The 19,358-nt window shown below is 44.3% G+C and carries 18 protein-coding genes; 13 read left to right on the top strand and 5 right to left on the bottom strand.

Translation table 11 applies throughout. The features are described from left to right. Positions 1-34: 34 nt before the first annotated feature. The 3 genes from OCV19_RS18635 (at position 35) to OCV19_RS18625 (ending at position 2,370) form a co-directional block, all read left to right on the top strand. A complete protein-coding gene (locus OCV19_RS18635) occupies positions 35-1,267 on the top strand; it encodes a glycosyltransferase (protein ID WP_065677067.1) in 1,233 nt (410 codons plus the stop codon). Positions 1,268-1,477: 210 nt separating this feature from the next. After that, the gene (locus tag OCV19_RS18630; RefSeq protein WP_065677066.1) at positions 1,478-1,939 is read left to right on the top strand and encodes a YeeE/YedE family protein; all 462 of its coding nucleotides are present in this window, start codon (positions 1,478-1,480) and stop codon (positions 1,937-1,939) included. Continuing rightward, complete coding sequence (locus tag OCV19_RS18625; RefSeq protein WP_065677065.1) at positions 1,939-2,370, top strand: YeeE/YedE family protein; 432 nt, start codon at positions 1,939-1,941, stop codon at positions 2,368-2,370. Before OCV19_RS18630 ends, OCV19_RS18625 begins: the two co-directional genes overlap by 1 nt. Positions 2,371-2,459: 89 nt before the next feature. Here the strand turns inward: OCV19_RS18625 and OCV19_RS18620 are convergent, their stop codons facing one another. Continuing rightward, positions 2,460-3,335 carry an endonuclease/exonuclease/phosphatase family protein gene (locus tag OCV19_RS18620; RefSeq protein WP_065677064.1) on the bottom strand — a complete coding sequence of 292 codons (876 nt, stop codon included), beginning with the start codon at positions 3,333-3,335 and terminating at the stop codon, positions 2,460-2,462. Positions 3,336-3,638: 303 nt separating this feature from the next. Between OCV19_RS18620 and nrdD the strand changes: the two genes are divergently transcribed. Continuing rightward, a complete protein-coding gene (nrdD, locus tag OCV19_RS18615) occupies positions 3,639-5,759 on the top strand; it encodes an anaerobic ribonucleoside-triphosphate reductase (protein WP_017109601.1) in 2,121 nt (706 codons plus the stop codon). Between the two features lie 155 nt (positions 5,760-5,914). After that, positions 5,915-6,385, top strand: coding sequence for an anaerobic ribonucleoside-triphosphate reductase-activating protein (gene nrdG, locus OCV19_RS18610; RefSeq protein ID WP_065677063.1), 471 nt, complete (start codon positions 5,915-5,917; stop codon positions 6,383-6,385). 153 nt (positions 6,386-6,538) lie between these two features. Here nrdG and OCV19_RS18605 read toward each other — a convergent pair whose 3' ends face one another. Next, entirely contained in the window at positions 6,539-7,924 is a 1,386-nt protein-coding gene (locus tag OCV19_RS18605; protein WP_065677062.1) for an MATE family efflux transporter, read from the bottom strand. Between the two features lie 211 nt (positions 7,925-8,135). Between OCV19_RS18605 and OCV19_RS18600 the strand changes: the two genes are divergently transcribed. The 4 genes from OCV19_RS18600 to OCV19_RS18585 all read left to right on the top strand — a co-directional run bounded on the left by OCV19_RS18600 (position 8,136) and on the right by OCV19_RS18585 (position 13,004). Continuing rightward, positions 8,136-8,972 (top strand): AraC family transcriptional regulator, encoded by an 837-nt coding sequence (locus OCV19_RS18600; protein ID WP_065677061.1) that lies wholly within the window; start codon positions 8,136-8,138, stop codon positions 8,970-8,972. Positions 8,973-9,189: 217 nt separating this feature from the next. Next, entirely contained in the window at positions 9,190-10,374 is a 1,185-nt protein-coding gene (locus tag OCV19_RS18595) for an amino acid aminotransferase (RefSeq protein WP_065677060.1), read from the top strand. A gap of 11 nt (positions 10,375-10,385) precedes the next feature. Beyond that, positions 10,386-11,072, top strand: coding sequence for a putative ATP-dependent zinc protease (locus tag OCV19_RS18590; RefSeq protein ID WP_065677059.1), 687 nt, complete (start codon positions 10,386-10,388; stop codon positions 11,070-11,072). A gap of 324 nt (positions 11,073-11,396) precedes the next feature. After that, positions 11,397-13,004: an ABC-F family ATPase gene (locus OCV19_RS18585; RefSeq protein ID WP_081090187.1), complete on the top strand. Its 1,608-nt coding sequence runs from the start codon at positions 11,397-11,399 to the stop codon at positions 13,002-13,004. 166 nt (positions 13,005-13,170) lie between these two features. On the opposite strand, the gene OCV19_RS18580 is transcribed toward OCV19_RS18585, so the two are convergent. Together OCV19_RS18580 and OCV19_RS18575 are read right to left on the bottom strand one after the other, a co-directional pair. After that, complete coding sequence (locus OCV19_RS18580) at positions 13,171-13,695, bottom strand: hypothetical protein (RefSeq protein ID WP_065677058.1); 525 nt, start codon at positions 13,693-13,695, stop codon at positions 13,171-13,173. Positions 13,696-13,793: 98 nt separating this feature from the next. Continuing rightward, complete coding sequence (locus OCV19_RS18575) at positions 13,794-14,186, bottom strand: YgiW/YdeI family stress tolerance OB fold protein (protein ID WP_065677057.1); 393 nt, start codon at positions 14,184-14,186, stop codon at positions 13,794-13,796. Between the two features lie 286 nt (positions 14,187-14,472). On the opposite strand from OCV19_RS18575, the gene OCV19_RS18570 reads away from it, so the two are divergent. Genes OCV19_RS18570 through modC form a run of 4 tightly spaced genes read left to right on the top strand, consistent with a single transcriptional unit; the run spans position 14,473 to position 18,556 of the window. Then, complete coding sequence (locus tag OCV19_RS18570; RefSeq protein ID WP_086738375.1) at positions 14,473-15,939, top strand: cobyric acid synthase; 1,467 nt, start codon at positions 14,473-14,475, stop codon at positions 15,937-15,939. A 56-nt stretch (positions 15,940-15,995) separates the two neighbouring features. Continuing rightward, positions 15,996-16,754 carry a molybdate ABC transporter substrate-binding protein gene (modA, locus tag OCV19_RS18565; RefSeq protein ID WP_065677055.1) on the top strand — a complete coding sequence of 253 codons (759 nt, stop codon included), beginning with the start codon at positions 15,996-15,998 and terminating at the stop codon, positions 16,752-16,754. After that, positions 16,755-17,453, top strand: a complete 699-nt coding sequence (gene modB, locus OCV19_RS18560; protein WP_065677054.1) for a molybdate ABC transporter permease subunit — start codon at positions 16,755-16,757, stop codon at positions 17,451-17,453. Continuing rightward, positions 17,450-18,556: a molybdenum ABC transporter ATP-binding protein ModC gene (gene modC / locus OCV19_RS18555; RefSeq protein WP_065677053.1), complete on the top strand. Its 1,107-nt coding sequence runs from the start codon at positions 17,450-17,452 to the stop codon at positions 18,554-18,556. The genes modB and modC overlap by 4 nt, the downstream gene beginning before the upstream one ends. Before the next feature lie 312 nt (positions 18,557-18,868). On the opposite strand, the gene OCV19_RS18550 is transcribed toward modC, so the two are convergent. Then, positions 18,869-19,306, bottom strand: a complete 438-nt coding sequence (locus OCV19_RS18550; protein ID WP_017069091.1) for a DUF3069 domain-containing protein — start codon at positions 19,304-19,306, stop codon at positions 18,869-18,871. Positions 19,307-19,358: the final 52 nt, after the last annotated feature.

Raw genomic sequence — 19,358 nt, 5'->3', positions numbered from 1 at the left:
CTACAGTCCCTTTTGTTATTTCTTAGGAAGTGTTTTGAAGAAAGTTTTAGCAATTGGCTACGTTTGGCCAGAACCGAATTCATCGGCGGCGGGCAGCCATATGATGTCTCTTTTACGCCTGTTCAAGAGACAAGGTTGGTCCGTTGAATTTGCAACGCCAGCTCAAGAAACCGAGCACATGATCGATCTCTTTGAAGAGGGCATTACAAGCCAATCTATACAGTTAAATTGCGATAGCTTTGACGATTATATTGAAGAGCTGCAGCCCGATGTCGTGATGTTTGACCGTTTTATGATGGAAGAACAGTTTGGTTGGCGTGTTGAGAAGGTATGTCCGAATGCGTTTAAGCTGTTGGATACCGAAGACTTGCAGTTCCTGCGTAATGCGCGCCATGAAGCCGTTAAGAAAGAGACGGAACTGACCAAAGCACACTTGTACAGTGATTTAGCTAAACGTGAAATTGCCGCGATTTTGCGCTGTGATCTTTCGTTGATCATTTCAAGTTACGAGATGGAACTACTTCAAGCCGAGTTCAATATCGATCCCAAACTGCTTCATCATCTGCCGTTCATGGTTGATCTTAATACGCTTCCTGTAAGCACGAAAAGCTTTGAAGAACGTCAGCATTTCATGACAATAGGTAACTTTAGACACGCACCGAATTGGGATGCTGTGCTTCAGTTACAGAAGATTTGGCCGAAGATTCGCAAGCAGTTGCCTGACACTGAACTTCATATTTATGGATCGTATCCGCCGCCAAAAGCGACCGCATTACACAACCCTAAAACCGGTTTCCATATCAAAGGTTGGGCGAAAGATGCTCAAGAAGTGATGGAGCAGGCACGTGTGTGTGTAGCGCCACTGCGTTTTGGTGCGGGCATTAAAGGTAAGTTGCTTGATGCAATGAAGCTTCAGACTCCAAACGTGACCAGTGAAATTGGTAGTGAAGGCATGTTGCCGCAAGGTGATTTGCAATGGCCGGGCGCGGTTGCAGACGATATCGACGAGTTTGTTGAACAAGCTGTTGCTCTTTATAAAGATGAAGAGAAGTGGCTCAAGGCTCAAAGCCAGTGTCATTCAATTCTTGAAGCGCACTACGAACAGAATCAACTGGGCGACAAATTGATCGAGCGATTGATTGCGCTAGAGTCTGAGCTTGAATCACATCGACTGGATAACTTCTTCGGTTCGATGCTTAAGCACCACAGCATGGCGAGCACTAAGTACATGTCGCAGTGGATTGCTGAGAAGAACAAGATCAAATAGCTGTTCTTTACCACAAAGACAGAATAAATCTTAGGCCCCTAGGTTAACGCCTAGGGGCTTTTTCATGGGTGAAGCTTCTTGGCTTTAGACACTAGACTTGCAAACCGAAACATAGTGTCATTACATTAGCATTGACTAATTTATATTTATTAGTAAACTCTAATGTGACTTGTGGTGAGTTAGATTAGAGTTTGTGGATAGGAGAGGTCAGTGGTTAGTTTTATTCCTTGGGATGCTTTTTTCGGTGGCATGTTGTTAGGTGTGTCGGCCATTGTTTTAATGTTGGGCATTGGTCGAGTTGCAGGTATTAGTGGCATTGTCAGCCGTTTATTACCAGTTCGCACCAGCAACAAAGAAAGCAAAGACACGGATGCAGAAAAAACTGAAAAGCATTGGCGTATCGCGTTTGTTGTTGGAATGGTAGTTAGTGGTTGGTTGTTAATTCCTACCGGTTACCAACTCCCTCAATTGGAAGAGATGAACCTTTTGGTAGTCGTTATTGCTGGTCTGTTAGTCGGTTTTGGCACTAAAACGGCAAACGGCTGTACTAGTGGGCATGGCATTGTCGGCATGGCGCGTTTGTCTAAACGCTCCATTATCGCAACGTGTGTATTCATGGGTGTGGCAATAGCAACCGTGCTTATCAAGAACCTGATAGGGTTGGGGGCATAATGAAAAATTCTTCATTTAGTATCGTTGTTGGTTTACTTGCTGGAATCTTGTTTGGCTCGGGTATGATCATCTCAGGTATGGTTGATCCAAAGAAAGTACTTGGCTTCTTAGATGTGACTGGCAATTGGGATATCAGCTTGGCATTTGTGATGGGCGGTGCGCTACTGGTGTTCGCTCCGTTTTATCACTTAGTCATTAAAAAGCGCGCTAAAGCGATCAATGGTGAGCCGTTAGATAGCCGTAACAATCCGCTAATCGACAGAAAACTGATTCTAGGTTCAACAGCGTTTGGATTAGGTTGGGGGCTTGCAGGCTTTTGTCCAGGACCTGCTGTTACGAGTCTTAGTGGCGGTAACCCAACCGTGTGGGTGTTTATGATAAGCATGCTGGCGGGGATGTGGTTGGCAGGTCGAACGAATAAAACCTGTTAGGGTAAACCTATCGTGTATCGAATTGGCTTGATATAAGCATTAGAGAGGCCGACTCGCAGCCAGTCGGTCTCTTTTTAGATCTACAACAATTAGTTGATAGTCGTTGAAACTGGGCAGTGGTCACTGAGTTTGTAGTCCAGCACATCTTGCGTTTCAAATACCTTTTGTTTCGCAGGAGTAGCATCTAAGGACTTGCTCACCACAATATGGTCTATTACAGAACGGAACTGGTGCGTGCGGTGGTTATTACGATTTGAGCGAACCTTACAATCTGCACGGGTCTTCCTTGTCGCCAAACGAGCATCCGTGTTTTCAGTTAAATCCTTCCACATCCAATCTCTTGAGTAGGATAGGTTATGGTTGAAGTCGCCTAAGATCGCGTAGTCTTCACCGTTACGTTCTCTTTTTTGTATCCATTTATTCAGTTGCTGTGCTTGGTCTTTTAGGCGCGAACAATCGCGGTTAGACTTATACGCTCCGCTGCAGCCTGCCTTTAAATGCACAGACAGCATGTGAATTGGTTTTGAGTCCGTTTCAACGACCACATAGCTGGCAAACCTAAGCTTGCTGTTAGAATCCAACTCCAGAGGAAAGTCAGCGTAGTCGGTGAGTGTGATTCCTTTGCGAACTGCGAAGCCTGTGTATTGGTTCACTTCTTTGAACTGGCGGTTACTGTTTTCTGGTAATGCTCGGTCAGACATCAATATCTTGTATTGATCGCCAGCCACGCGCTGAATGGCATTTAAGTCGTCGACTTCCTGAAAGGCGACCACATCTGCATCTAAAGACTGAAAGTATTCTTCAAGTTTGTCGAAATCAGCTTGATCACGTTGGGCGGAAAACTTATTCACAGCCTCGTTGGTTGATAACCATTCGATATTCCAATTGGATATGGTCAAAGGTTCAGCAAATGCGTGGCTACTGAGTAAGCAACCTAACATCATCCAGTTTCGAAGTCGTTTCATGCCAAATATCCCTAATTTTCTCTGCCAATATTGATGAGCCGTTATCCTACAACACTTACCAAAAATTCAACTCTTTTTAGCAGTTTTTTTATTGTTACATTGTTTCTTTTCGACTTGAGAACTGGCGTAATAATATTGAATTGATCTTAGTCAGCGTGAGAGTTTTATTGATCCAAATCAATACTCAAAGTTGGTGGTTCTCGTTAAATACGCCACAATATCTAGTGTTAGTTAAACGATAAATCGCTCTATATAGTGTGTTTGTGGATAAGTCTGTGAATACCTCAAGAGTAAGGAGAAGTGGTGAAATCAATCGTAATCAAGCGTGATGGCTCAAGAGCTCCATTCAGTAGAGATCGCATCCAAGCTGCAGTGGAAGCAGCATCAGACAAAGCCGATAAGGAAATTGCTATTTATGCACTGAATGTGGCATTAGCAGTTGAGTTGAAGCTCGAAGACTACGATGAAGTTCATATCTCTGAAATTCAAACCATGGTCGAGAACGAGCTAATGCAGGGGCCATATAAGTCTCTGGCTCGTGCTTACATTGAATATCGTCATGACCGCGACATCGCACGTGAAAAGCAAAGTGCTTTAACTCGTGAGATCGAAGGTTTGATCGAGGAAAGCAATGTTGATCTGATCAATGAGAATGCCAACAAAGACGGCAAAGTTATCCCAACTCAGCGTGACCTGCTGGCGGGTATCGTGGCTAAACACTATGCGAAAACTCACATTTTGCCGCGTGACATCGTACAAGCTCACGAATGTGGTGACATTCATTACCACGATCTAGACTACGCACCGTTCTTCCCAATGTTTAACTGTATGCTTATCGATCTGAAAGGCATGTTAACGCATGGCTTCAAGATGGGTAACGCGGAAATCGACACTCCGAAGTCGATCTCTACGGCGACTGCGGTTACAGCGCAAATCATCGCGCAAGTGGCGAGCCATATATACGGCGGTACTACGATTAACCGTATCGATGAGGTTCTAGAGCCTTATGTAATGGCGAGCTACGAGAAGCATTTATCGTTAGCGAAAGAGTGGGACATTCATAGCCCAGAAGCTTTTGCTATCTCTCGTACAGAGAAAGAGTGTTACGACGCGTTCCAGTCATTGGAATACGAAGTAAACACGCTACACACTGCTAACGGTCAAACACCATTCGTGACGTTTGGTTTTGGTTTAGGCGAAAGCTGGGGTTCAAAACTTATCCAGCAATCTATCTTGAAAAACCGCATTGCAGGTTTGGGTAAGAACCGTAAAACAGCCGTATTCCCTAAACTGGTTTTTGCAATCAAAGATGGTTTGAACCACCAGAAGCAAGATCCAAACTACGACATCAAGCAACTAGCGCTAGAGTGCGCATCTAAGCGTATGTACCCAGACATTCTAAACTACGACAAAGTAGTAGAAGTGACAGGGTCATTCAAAACACCGATGGGTTGCCGTAGCTTCTTGAATACTTACGAAGAAAACGGTGAGCTGATTCATGAAGGCCGTAACAACCTAGGTGTTGTGAGCTTGAACTTGCCACGTATCGCGATTAACGCAAAGCAAGATATGGCTAAGTTCTACGAACTGCTTGATGAAAAACTCAAGCTGGCTCGTCGTGCATTAGAAACACGTATTTCTCGTCTAGAAAACGTGAAAGCACGTGTTGCTCCAATCCTATACATGGAAGGTGCGTGTGGTGTTCGCTTGAAAGCAGACGACTCTATTGCTGATATCTTCAAGAACGGCCGTGCATCTGTTTCTCTTGGTTACATTGGTATCCACGAAGCAATGACAGCGCTTTACGGCACTGACGTTCACTTGTACGACGATGGCGAAATGCGTGCTAAAGCGCTTGAGTTGGTAGAATACATGAAGCGTGAAGTGGAATCTTGGACAAAAGAGACAGGTTACGCATTCAGCCTATATGGCACACCAAGTGAAAACCTATGTAGCCGTTTCTGCAGCATCGATACCAAAGAGTTTGGTGTGATCGATGGTGTAACAGACCGCGGTTACTACACTAACAGCTTCCACTTAGATGTGCAGAAGAAAGTGAACCCATACGACAAGATCGATTTCGAGATGCCTTACCCTGAAATCTCTAGCGGTGGTTTCATTTGTTACGGTGAATTCCCTAACATGCAGAAGAACATCGAAGCGCTAGAAAACGTATGGGACTACAGCTACACACGCGTACCTTACTACGGCACCAACACGCCTATTGATGAGTGCTACGAGTGTGGTTACAACGGTGAGTTTGACTGTACAAGTAAGGGCTTTACGTGTCCTAAGTGTGGCAACCATGATTCTACGAAAGTATCGGTAACACGCCGTGTTTGCGGTTACCTTGGTAGCCCAGATGCACGACCATTTAACTTCGGTAAGCAAGAAGAAGTTAAACGTCGCGTGAAGCATCTTTAGTAACCGCTAAGATCATTATCTAGCTTACTTAGAAGAGCTAGGTTTCAAGAAATATGATTGGTATCGGCGCTATGTCGATACCAATTCATTTGTTTCAACTCTCGCTACTTTTCGAGTTAAACCATTAAGCCATCACGAGTTCTCAATACTGCCTTATGAATTATCACCAATATCACCCAATCGACGTTGTAAATGGCCCAGGAACACGCTGCACTTTGTTTGTGTCGGGTTGTGTGCACCAGTGTCGCGGGTGTTATAACCAATCGACGCAAAGGTTGGACTCTGGGCATTTGTTTACTCAAGAGCTGCAAGACCACATTATCGCTGATCTGAATGATCCGCGAATCAAGCGTCGTGGCTTGTCGCTTTCTGGTGGTGATCCTTTGCATCCTGCAAACGTGTCTGAAGTTCTTACGTTGGTTCAGCGTGTGAAAGCAGAATGTGAGGGTAAAGACATCTGGATGTGGACTGGTTACGAGTTAGGTGAGCTTGATGAAAAACAGAAGCAAGTACTGGAATACGTTGATACTTTGATTGATGGCCGCTTTGAGCAAGATAAAGCAGATCCAATGTTGGATTGGCGTGGTAGTTCAAACCAAATCATTCATCGATTTACTGACTTATAGCTTTGCTGACTTATAAGCTTGTTCTAATTTAGTACTCTCGTAAACAGAAACCGAAAAAAGGGCACCATCGTTAGCGCAATGCTACAAATCAGCCCTTGAGTGTGAGTTCTTTTGAATCGATCGCCTGCACATCAATGTCAGTTTGGCGCTTGCTTAAATAGGAATGTGCTCAGGCTCGTCGATTAGGTTGTTTATCCATTTCTTGGATTGAATCCTATGACTGGTCAGAATTATTTTGGCGAGCTCTTCCAGCAGTAGAATCATCAAAACCCATTCTAGCGGCCAACCCAACACCAGCGCAGTAAAGTAGGCAAGGGGGATACCGATTGCCCATTGGCCAAACAGGTCGATGAAGATGCTGTAGTTGATGTCTCCACCACTTTTCAGCACGCCACCAATACCGACCATATTGAAGACTCTTAGTATCATGCCGAGTGCCATGACTAAGGTGACGTTAACGGCCGTGTCTTTGAGCTCTAAGTGAGTAAGACCGATCATGTATACGATCGCGGGTTTGGCAAACCAGCATAACAAGGCTAATAGAGCGGCGAGCCCACAGCTGACCAAGACATATCCCCAAGCGGTATTCTCAACACGTTGATAGTTCTTTGCGCCGATCTCGTTGCCTAAAATGATCGAAGCAGCGACGGCAAAGCCCATGAACGCTGAGATCAAGATGCTTTCGACAGGCGATAACAGTGAAATGATCGCAAGCTCGCCAACACCCATCTGACCAACAATAACGTTATAAATCAGTATTCCGCCCGCCCAAGCCGTATCATGAACCAACATCGGAATTGCTATCTTGAAATACTTCTTTCTATGCTTCGGCAATATCGTATCGCGCCAATTACTCAGTGTTGGGAACAAGTGAGCGTAGTGTCTCTTCGCCATCACAAGTAGGGCAATCGTTTGAAAGAATCGAGAGACAGTGGTGCCAATTGCAGCTCCTACAACACCTAGTTCAGGGAAGCCAAATAATCCGAATATCAGCAATGCATTGAGAATCGCGTTGATGATGATCGCCCAGATGCTGATCTTGGTAGGTAGCTTGGCTTCGCCGACCGATCGCAGTGCGCTTTCTAGTGGCACTACGATAGCCGTACCAATAAGGCTGGCTCCTGTTATCCAAAGGTAATCCGTTGCCAAGCGGACGTAATCAGGATCTGAGGCCACCACAGACACGACTGATTCAGGAGCCAATGTATAAATGAACACAAAGGGGATGATGGCAAAGACAGACAATGCCCATGATTGCGCTAATGTGCGTCTAATTCCGTTGAAATCTCCCGCACCGAAATATTGCGAAGCTAGCACACTGACAGCGCCGCTAATCCCAGATACCATGATTAAGTTGAAGAAAAATATACGGTTACCCACGCCAACCGCTGCGGTTGCAGAGTCACCCAGTTGGTTAACCATAAAAATATCGACTACGCCAAGTAATGAAAACAACATAGTTTGTAGCGATACAGGCAAAACGATGTGTAAAAGCTTTTGCCAAAAATCTTTGTCTAGATGACGATATGTCGAGCGCATCGCATTTCCCCTGTGGTTAATATGCGAGAAGTTTATCGGTATTTGTTTTGGCTGTATTGTTCAGGTTCATCACAAACTTTTGCCAAACTATCTATTCTCAAAAGCTGCCTATTTGTCAAAACGATCTGTTTTCAGAATCATCTATTTCAAAACTATCGAATGACTAATGTGGCGATTTAATTGCAGACAAACCTAATGAGCGACCAGTGAAATGAGTGAGAAACACGAACGGTACGAGATCTCTGATCAGACACACCAAGAGTTTGTCGATCAAAGCCATGTATTGGCATTCGAAGAGTTGGGTATCGTTCAGTGTGGGACGGCGTCGTGCCGAGATTTCTTTTCGGTCCATAGGAAGAATCCACAGAAACACATGCTGCTATACACGGTTAGGGGGAAAGGGTGGTTAGAAAGCGGGTCGTGTCGCTATACTCTAGAGTCAGGGTCGTGTATTACCGTGCCAGCGGGCACAGAGAATGGCTTTGGGATTGAAGAAGAGACATGGCAAATCGCATGGATCTTTCTCTCGCCAGATAAGCAATGGGATAAAGTAGTGAGTGATGAAGTGAGTTACACGTTGTCTCCGGCCGCAGAAGTCGTCTCGTCGTGCATTCACACTCTATTGAGAAGCATTGCGCTGCCGATCGATTTGGGGGGAGCGATCGCCAATCACAGTGTCGCTCAAATCGAGTTCATGATTAATGCGCCAGTCCCGCAGCAGCAATCACGCAATTTGATTCGTTTAAGACGCGTGTTCGACAACGTACAAAAGCAGCTTCACAAAGAGTGGAACGTTCACGAGCTTGCGAGCTTGTTCCCTTGCTCAGAGCCGCATTTCCATCGCTTGTGCCAGCGCTATTACTCACACAGCCCAATGACTCATATCATGCGCATGAGAATGGAATACGCAGCACGTTTGTTGAAATCGAGTGATTGGTCGATTCAACATATCGGTGAGATAGTGGGATATCCCAATGCTGCCAACTTCAGTACCCGATTTAAGGCGTGGTCGGGAATGACACCAAGGCAATTCAAACAAAGTGCTTAATAGGGCACATGGGAACATAAGACACATAGAAATAAAGCGCTTTAAATTGTTAAATATGTCATTAGGTGTTTGAAATTTTCACTATTTATCCGTTTGAAATGACCAATCTCTGATTACTTATGGTAACTAAGCGCTTCTATTAAAAAATGTTTCTGATTTGTCTACGATAATGTTAACGTGAAACTCATTACTTGAATTTCAAAGGGTTGTGACTTTCATGTTTTCACATCTACCAAAACCAACTTTAGATCCAATTCTATCTCTTTCTGTTGCTTACCGCGGCGATACTCGTACTGATAAAGTCGACTTAGGCATTGGCGTTTACAAAAACGAACAAGGCGAAACACCGATCATGAAAGCCGTTTCTATGGCTCAAGATATCGTTGTTGATACGCAGAAAACCAAAGCTTACGTTGGCCTAGCAGGCTGTGAAGAGTTTAACCAGAGCATGGTTGATCTGCTGCTTAAAGGGACTTCTGCAATGGATCGCGTTGCTGCGATTCAAACACCTGGTGCAAGTGGTGCACTTCGCATGTTGGGTGACTTAATGAAAGTTTCTCAACCAGACACCACAGTTTGGATTTCAAACCCAAGCTACGTTAACCACAAACCGGTGATGGAAGCGGCAGGCTTAAAAGTTCGATACTACAATTACTTCAGTCCTGAAACGAAGCAAGTTGATACTGCAAGAATGTTGGATGACCTTTCGAAAGCGGGTCCATCCGACGTGGTACTACTGCACGGTTGCTGCCATAACCCAACGGGTGCAGATATCGACTTTGAAGCGTGGCAGGAAATCACCAAATTATCTCAGAAGAATGGTTTCTTACCGTTCGTTGATATTGCCTACCAAGGTTTTGGTGATGGCCTAGAAGAAGATGCTAAAGGTCTTCAACACATGGCTAACAACGTCGAAGAGATGTTGATTACGACATCTTGCTCGAAGAACTTCGGTTTATACCGTGAAAGAACGGGTGCCGCTATCGTGATTGGCAAGAACAGCGAACACGTTGGTAATGCTAAAGGTAAGCTTCTTACGCTTGCTCGTTCAACTTATACAATGCCGCCAGATCATGGTGCCGCTTTGGTTAAAACAATTCTTCAGAATCAAGAGCTAACATCGATTTGGAAGCAAGAATTGAGTGAAATGCAGCAACGTTTGTTAAATCTGCGCCAAAGTTTATGTGATGAATTGCGAAATACTTATAACACGTCACAATTTGATTTCATTGAAAGCCATAAAGGCATGTTTAGTGTACTAGGCTTTAAAGAAACTCAAATGAATCAATTACGTGAAGAGTATGGAGTCTATGGTGTTGGTGATGGACGCATCAATATTGCAGGCCTTTCCGAATCTCATATTCCTTATGTAGCTAAAGCGATAGCCAACGTTTCAAAATAGAAGGTGACTGAATGTATAACTGGAAAGCGATTGTAGTTTTGATGCTAAGTGGTGGCCTGTTTGCTTGTTCGACGACGACTCAAGCTCCTGTCGAGCCAGAGCAAAAGCCTCAAGTAGAACAACCTGTTGTGGATGACTCTTCAAAGACTGACGCAACTGAAGGCGAGAAAGTAACGGAACCTACAGAGAAGCCTGAAGAAGTAAAACCAACTGAACCAGAAGTGAAACCAAAGCCTGAAGAAAAGCCAGCTCCAAAGCCGACTAAAACAAGCGATGGCAAACTGATTCTTGGTGAAGAAGAGTGGGTGTTTGTACCAGGTTTGAAAGAAGCGTTTAAAGCACGTGTCGATACAGGCGCAACAACCTCTTCAATCAGTGCGGTTGATGTTGTTGATTTTGAACGTGACGGAAAAGACTGGGTTAAGTTCAAAATCGAACATGACGGCATCACTACGGAAGAGATCAGCTTACCGGTAGAGCGTTGGGTTAAGATTAAGCAGTCGAGCGCGGAAGGTACACAACGACGTGCTGTGGTTGTCGCTTCAATTCAAATCGGTGACCTGAAAGACAAAACTGAGTTTACTCTAGCGGACCGAACGCATCTTTCATTCCCACTTCTGTTGGGTAGAAGCTTCTTTAGAGATGTTGCGGTAGTAGATGTAAGCCAAAAATACGTTCAAAAGAAAATAACTAAATAACAGTTCTGCTAGTCATCAAAGCTTTTCGTTTGGAAGAGCTATAGTTTCAAAAGTGACGAGCTTAAAAGACTTTTAGTGTTGATAAATGAAATCCCTGCCGGTTCTGCTGGTGGGGATTTTTCTATTTACACCCCAATAACGTATGAAAAGCATCTAAATGGTCTATGTTTACTATTCGTTTACTGTTTAACCTCGACAACGTGATCGAGATCTCTATATAATCCGCGCTTCGATTTTTGTTTAATCCATACTTTCGTACTTCTTATTTAGGTTATTGAAATAGTCTAATAATTATCTGTCAGTACACGCTTAGGAATTAGTTCTTTGATATCTACCGCGAACATCACAATGCAATTTGGCGCAGAGCCGCTGTTTGAAAACATCTCTGCTAAATTTGGTAACGGCAACCGTTATGGTTTGATCGGCGCCAATGGTTGCGGCAAATCAACGTTCATGAAAATCCTAAGTGGCGCATTAACGCCAAGTTCGGGCAACGTTTCTATCACCCCAGGAGAAAAACTGGGTGTGCTTAGCCAAGATCAGTTCGCTTTCGAACAATACAGCGTTATCGACGTTGTAATCATGGGTGACAGAAAACTGTGGGAAGTAAAACAAGAACGTGACCGCATTTATTCTTTGCCAGAAATGAGCGAAGACGATGGTATGAAAGTCGCAGAACTTGAAAGCGAATTCGCGGAAATGGATGGCTACACAGCAGAAAGCCGTGCTGGCGATATTCTAATCCAAGCCGGTATCGAAGAAGAGTTCCATTTCGGTCTGATGCAGCAAGTTGCTCCAGGTTGGAAACTGCGTGTGCTATTGGCACAAGCTCTGTTTGCAAACCCAGATATCTTGCTACTTGATGAACCAACCAACAACTTGGACATTCATACGATCAACTGGCTTGCTGAAGAGCTGAACCAGCGTAAATGTACAATGATCATCATATCGCACGATAGACACTTCCTGAACTCTGTGTGTACGCACATGGCGGATATCGATTACGGTGAGCTACGCGTTTACCCTGGTAACTACGAGTACTTCCTAGAAGCGTCTGGTTTGATTCGAGAGCAGCTTCTAGCAAGCAACGCTAAGAAAGCGGCTGAAATCAGTGAGCTTCAAGACTTCGTAAACCGTTTTGGTGCGAACGCATCGAAAGCGAAACAAGCAAGTTCTCGTGCTAAGAAAATGGACAAGATCACGCTTGATGAAGTGAAATCATCGAGCCGTATGAGCCCATCAATTGATTTTGGTGAAGGCAAAAAACTGCACCGTCAAGCGCTTGAACTTCAAGACCTTGGTCACGGCTTCGATGGTGAAACATTGTTTGCTGGTGGTAACTTGCTACTTGAAGCAGGTACTCGTCTTGCGGTTATCGGTGAGAACGGTGTGGGTAAAACCACGCTGCTACGTTGCCTAGTTCAAGAGCTAGAACAAAACGAAGGCATCGTTAAATGGTCTGAAAACGCATCGGTAGGCTACTGCCCGCAAGATAGCACTAAGGATTTTGATAACGACCTGAGCATCTTCGATTGGATCTCGCAATGGCGCACCGTGAAGCACGATGATCTTATGGTACGTGGCATTCTAGGTCGTCTATTGTTTACTGCTGACGATGCGAACAAAAAAGCGCGCAACTGTTCTGGTGGTGAGAAGAACCGTCTGTTGTTCGGCAAGCTAATGATGCAAGACATCAACGTGCTGGTAATGGACGAACCAACGAACCATATGGACATGGAAGCAATCCAAGCCCTGAACGACGCGTTGAAGGTTTATACGGGGACGCTTATCTTCGTAAGTCATGACCGTGAGTTCGTTTCTTCACTGGCAACACACATCATCGATGTGAAAGACCAACAGCTAGTGAGCTTCCAAGGTACTTATGAAGAGTACTTAGACCACCAGAAAAAGATGCTGATGGTTAACTTATAGAGTAAGTTGTTAGCTTCGGTTGTTAAACGATTAACAGTCAGCGGAACTAACAAAAAAAGCCCCGAACATTAATGTGTTCGGGGTTTTTCTATGTAATATGTTTAGCTATTTATTACTCAGTAACTAAACCTAAGCTGATCAATAAAACCTAGATACGAAATCTAGATTAGAAACCAAATCGAGCCGACATTAAGATTTGGTGACCGTAAGTGCCGTTATTGCGCATATCAAGGCCAACAGACAGTTGATCAGTTGAATGGAAACGAGCACCGATACCCACAATTGAACGAGTGTCATCGTTGTCGATCAGTTGACCAAGGCGCGCATTAATTTCAACGTTTGCCATTAACCAAGCTCTCAAGCCAATGTTGATTTCTGTTTTGATGTGGTTGTCGTCATTACGTTCAATGTTGTGCAGTAACATTTGGCCAGTAACGTCAGCAAATTGATTGATTGGGCCGTTGAACCCCATACCTACCGCTGCATCCCAATCACTTTCAAATTCTGAATCGATACGAGCAACAAAGTGAGAGTTCTGAGTGAACATTGTTGTGACTTCACCACCGAAAGTACTTGGGCTAGTACCCATGCGCAGCTCGAATGTGTTGTAGTTAAAGTTGTTTGCAGACGCAGAGAATGAACACAGTGCAGCGAGTCCTAAAAGGACAGTCTTATTCGTGCAACCTAGCATGGTGACTCCATATAAATTGTATTTTGCGGCAGTATAATACAAAAAAGCCTGCAATATGCAGGCCAATTATTTGAAGTCGGTATTTTTATATTAATCGCTTATAGAATCTGGATGTGGTCCACTTCGATTTCCGGTGTCTTGCCGCCTTCATATTCGCCGAAGATACGAACTTTTGTATCAGCGGTCAGTGGTTGTGCTAGGCGGATATCATCATCCAGTTCGATTTGAATTTCACTCTGGCCATCAGAGAAGACAAACGTGTCATTCTTTAGTTGACGAACAATCTTGCCATCCACAATTGCTTCTTGCTCTGCGAACATGCTTGTGTCGGCAAGTAGTGTCGCAACAGAAACGGTTTCAATCGGTCCAGTGTAAGCAATAGCGCTTTCGTGCTTGCTGTTGACATTATTATTGTTGTTGTGTTCACTAGCCATTGCGAAAGTAGGAGCAAGGATAATAGTAGATGCGATAGCTAATAGAGTCTTTTTCATGGTGAATCCCTTAATGTTGTTTTTAGTAGAAACGTTTTTCTGAATTTGAAACGTTTCTTTTTGTTAGTACGTTTTTCGTTGAAGCGCCTGTTATCGTTCACAAGCTTCGTTTCGATGGAGCTATTAAACAACACTAGGGTTGAATCCAGAGTGAGTAAGGTATTCATTTTCCATTCATTTTATTGAGCATCTACTCGGCAATGACGTTAAGATGGTCGCAGAGAAATATTGCCCATAGCTACAAATTGAAAATTAAGAAATTAAGAAATTAAGGATTTAAGTACAAATGCGAGCACCATTAAGTGCCCTTATGGTTCAAGGGACAACGTCAGATGCCGGAAAAAGTGTTTTGGTGGCAGGTTTATGCCGTGTTTTGGCAAGGAAAGGAATCAAAGTGGCACCTTTCAAACCACAAAACATGGCGTTGAACAGTGCTGTGACAAAAGATGGTGGCGAAATTGGTCGCGCTCAAGCGGTTCAGGCGCAAGCTTGTAATATAGAGCCAACCGTTCACATGAACCCTGTATTGCTAAAGCCTAATTCAGATACCGGCGCGCAAGTGATTTTGCAAGGCCTAGCGCTAAGCAACATGGAAGCGACGGGCTATCATGATTACAAGAAAGTCGCGATGGATACGGTTATCGATTCGTTTGACCGACTTTCTGAAGAGTATGAAAGCGTGATGATTGAAGGTGCGGGGAGCCCAGCCGAAATCAATCTTCGCGAAAATGATATCGCTAACATGGGATTTGCTGAGAAAGCGGACATCCCAGTGATCATCGTTGCTGATATTGACCGTGGTGGTGTTTTTGCGCATCTCTACGGCACATTGGCGTTGTTGTCTGAATTTGAACAAGCTCGCGTAAAAGGCTTTGTGATAAACCGTTTTAGAGGCGATATCGCACTGCTTCAATCTGGCCTAGATTGGCTAGAGGAAAAAACCGGCAAGCCAGTCATTGGTGTTTTGCCATATCTGCATGGTTTTAACTTAGAAGCGGAAGATGCCATTACCTCTGCTCAAGAGTCTGACGGAGAAGCTAAGCTTAAGGTGGTGGTGCCGGTGCTAACCCGAATCAGCAACCATACAGACTTTGACGCGTTAAGATTGAATCCTTCAATTGATTTACGTTATGTCGGTAAAGGTGAACGTGTAAACAACGCTGATTTAATTATCTTGCCGGGTACAAAATCGGTAAGGGCAGATTTGGACTACCTAAAGCAACAAGGTTGGGATAAAGATATTCAACGCCATCTGCGCTTAGGCGGCAAGGTGATGGGTATCTGTGGCGGCTACCAAATGTTAGGTAACATCATCCACGATCCTGATGGTGTTGAAGGCGCGCCCGGCAGCAGCGAAGGGTTAGGGTATCTGGATACTGAAACAACCCTTACACAGCAGAAAACCTTAACCAACGTACGCGGCACCATGACGCTGGATGGAAAAACAGCAGAGGTAAAAGGGTATGAAATCCACGTAGGTAGGACTGATGTCAAAGAAACAGACTTACCGGTTCAGTTAGAATCTGGCTGCCTAGATGGCGCTGTGAATCAAGATAACTCGATTTTTGGTACTTACCTGCATGGCGTATTCGATAACAGTGACGCGTTGTCGCTTATTTGCGAATGGGCAGGAGCCAGCGATGTGACCGCGATTGACCACGAACAGCTTAAAGAGCTGGGTATTAATCGAATCGCTGATGCCATCGAAGAGTACTTAAATCTAGAGCTGCTTTGGCCAGAGTTAACAGCTTAAGCCGCCATTTAGAAGTTAGCTAAAGAACCTAAACGAACAATAGATAAGTGATAACAATGAAAAAGCGAGTCTTCCTTTTAACCATTGCCTTAACTTCGGCATTGAGTTCTAGTCATCTTTTTGCTGCGGAAAAGCTACGAGTTTACGCTGCATCGTCGATGACCAATGCGGTTAATCTGTTGGTTGAAGAGTTTGAGAAAGACCATTCTGTCGATGTGATTCCTGTGTATGCGAGTACGTCGTCTTTGGTGCGACAAATCGAAAGAGGAGCACCAGCAGACATTTTTATCTCGGCAAATGAAAAATGGATGACGCATTTAGTCGATCGTAAATTGGTTTCTAGTGACAATGTCACAAATTTATGTGAAAACGAACTTGTGCTGATTTCCCCTAAAGAGACATCGGTAACATTAGACCTATCAAAAGGTAATCAATGGGCTAAACTGCTTACTAATGAGAGGCTTGCAGTGGGCAACACCATATCGGTTCCTGCTGGTATCTATGCGAAAGAAGCGTTAGAAACGTTAGGTGTATGGGACGATGTGAAGACTCGATTGGCACCAAGTAACAATGTTCGTATGGCCTTAGCCTTAGTAGAGCGTAGTGAAGCTAAGCTTGGGATTGTCTACAAGACGGAAGCATTGCTTTCAAAAGAAGTAAATCTAGTGTTGACGTTCCCATCTGATCTGCACACACCAATACGTTACCCTGTAGCGAAATTGAACGATAAAGTCGTTGCAGAAGAGTTCTATACTTTCCTAAAGAGCGAAAAAGCGAAAGAGACCTTGAACAGTTTTGGATTTGAAGTGCGTTAAATGAGTTACTTATCGGAATACGAATACCAAGCCTTAATGCTGAGCTTGAAAGTCGCTGGGTTTGCCATCTTATGGCTTATTCCTATCGGCATTGGTTTGGCGTGGCTACTTGCTAAGAAACAATTTGTAGGCAAAAGCATTGTAGAGAGCATTGTCCATTTACCTCTGGTACTTCCACCTGTGGTCATCGGATATTTACTGTTAGTGATGATGGGTAGGCAAGGCATCATAGGCTCGTGGCTCAATGACGTGTTTGGTATTGTATTCAGCTTTAGTTGGAAGGGCGCAGCACTCGCTTGCGTGGTTGTGGCACTGCCATTAATGGTTCGCTCCATCAGGCTGAGCCTAGAAACCGTAGACAGTAAGCTTGAAGAGGCCGCTGCTACATTGGGCGCTTCACCGATTCGTGTGTTCTTCACTATTACATTACCGCTGATGATCCCTGGGATTATTACCGGCACCATGCTTTCATTCGCAAGAAGCTTGGGTGAGTTTGGCGCGACAATCAGCTTCGTTTCCAATATTCCCGGTGAAACGCAAACCATCCCATTAGCCATGTATACCTTTATTGAAACCCCTGGCGCTGAAATGGAAGCGGCACGTTTGTGTGTCATTTCAATTGTTATAGCGCTTGGTTCATTGATGCTTTCTGAATGGCTCAATAAGAAGTCTGCACAGCGACTAGGAGGCAATGCATGAGTGCTTTGATCCTCCAATACCAGCAACAGTTGGGTGAAACTTTCTTTGATATCGACCTAGAACTCCCAAGTTCCGGTATTACTGCGATCTTTGGTCGTTCTGGCGCGGGTAAAACATCGCTTATCAATGCGATTAGTGGTCTTAAACAGCCAGATAAGGGCTTGATCAGCGTATCGGGAACCACCTTGTTTGATAGTTATAAGGGCATTAACTTGCCGACTCACAAACGTAATGTCGGCTATGTGTTTCAAGAGTCGCGATTGTTTCCGCACATGAAGGTGTCAGGCAATCTTAAATATGGCATCAAAGACTTTGATAAAACGCATTTCGATCAGATTGTCTCCTTGTTATCTCTCGGTTTATTGCTAGACCGTTACCCAGCTCGTTTGTCGGGTGGTGAGAAGCAACGTGTGGCGATTGGCCGCGCATTGTTGTCAAAGCCGAGCATTCTGTTGATGGATGAGCCTTTAGCGTCTCTTGACTTGCCTCGTAAGCGCGAAGTAATGCCATTTCTGGAAAACTTATCCGAAACCGTCCAAATACCGATCATCTATGTCACTCATAGCCTCAATGAAATTTTACGCTTGGCAAATCACCTTGTGATTATTGACCAAGGCAAAGTGATTTCGTCGGGTGTGACGGAAGAGGTTTGGGCATCGAGAGCCATGCAACCTTGGCAATCTTTCTCAGAGCAAAGCTCGTTGTTTGAAGCGACATTAGCGGAACACAATGACGATTATGCGCTGTCTCGTTTGATGTTAGGAAAGTCGACGTCATTGTGGGTTCAGAAAGTGTCGAGTGAGCTTGGTACGACAGTGAGGCTACAAGTTAGGGCAAATGACGTCTCTATCACGCTAGAACGGCCGAAAGGGACTTCTATACGTAACATCCTTCCTGTCACCATTAAAAGCGTAGAGACGCACCAGCAAGGCACAAATAAGCAGAGTGTCGCGGTCGAGCTAGAGTTAGAGTCTGGGTGCTACCTTTGGGCAACCATTACATTGTGGGCGCTGGATGAGTTAAATCTAGAAATCGGGCAGCGTGTTTACGCTCAAATTAAAGGTGTGAGTGTCGCTCAAAGAGATATCGCGGTAACGCATTAAACCTGACAAGGTCAGCTTTTCGATATTGTCGCGATACTGCCTGTTATAGGTTCTGAAAATTCGATCTTGATTCCATGAATGGATACATGCGTCATTTTTATACGGTATAACTGCCAGTTTTGCGCCACACTGTATGAATGTTAAAGCATATGATTTGTCGAGTCATATGAACATTAGCAACAAGAACATACAGACGTGCCGATCGACGAACAGAAAATAGCGGATATAAAAAAGCCGCGTGTTTAAAGAAACATGCGGCTTAATTTAAAGTATTACTGTTAGCGCTCTGCCTAGATTTAGGCGATTAGCGACTTACTTAGTAAAAACTTCTTTGAAATCACGTTTCAAGATTGCATCACGACGAGCTTTCTTGATTTGTTTAACCATGTCTTTTACACAGTTGTGTAGAACTTGGTCTAGCAGTTGAGCACGGTACTCTTCTTTTTCTTCGTCAGTCATGTCTTCTGGAAGTTTAAGAGTAGGGAACTCTTCCATCACGTTAACACCAGCGAAAGCTTGGCTAACTGAGATTAGAGCGTGGAACTGCTCGAAGTTGTCTAAAACATTTTGTGCGCTTGCTGGAAGGCTGTCCCAAGCTTCGCGTACTGCTTCTTCAGACACTTCGTGAATAGAAGTAACCATAAAGTGCATCTCTTTTGGCACGCCATCAAATTCGATAACTTGACGAAGTTCTGGTGAGATGGTGGTTAAATCGATTTCTTGTTGTTCGTTGTTTGTAGCGTCTGACATAGTATTTCTCTTTAAAAAGAAACAATGCTAAAAAGATCTGTAAAAAAGTCAA

It is taken from the genome of Vibrio celticus, assembly GCF_024347335.1.
GTDB lineage: Bacteria > Pseudomonadota > Gammaproteobacteria > Enterobacterales > Vibrionaceae > Vibrio > Vibrio celticus.
The sequence above is the reverse complement of the archived record's forward strand: the minus strand, read 5'-3'. Positions and strand labels throughout refer to the sequence as shown.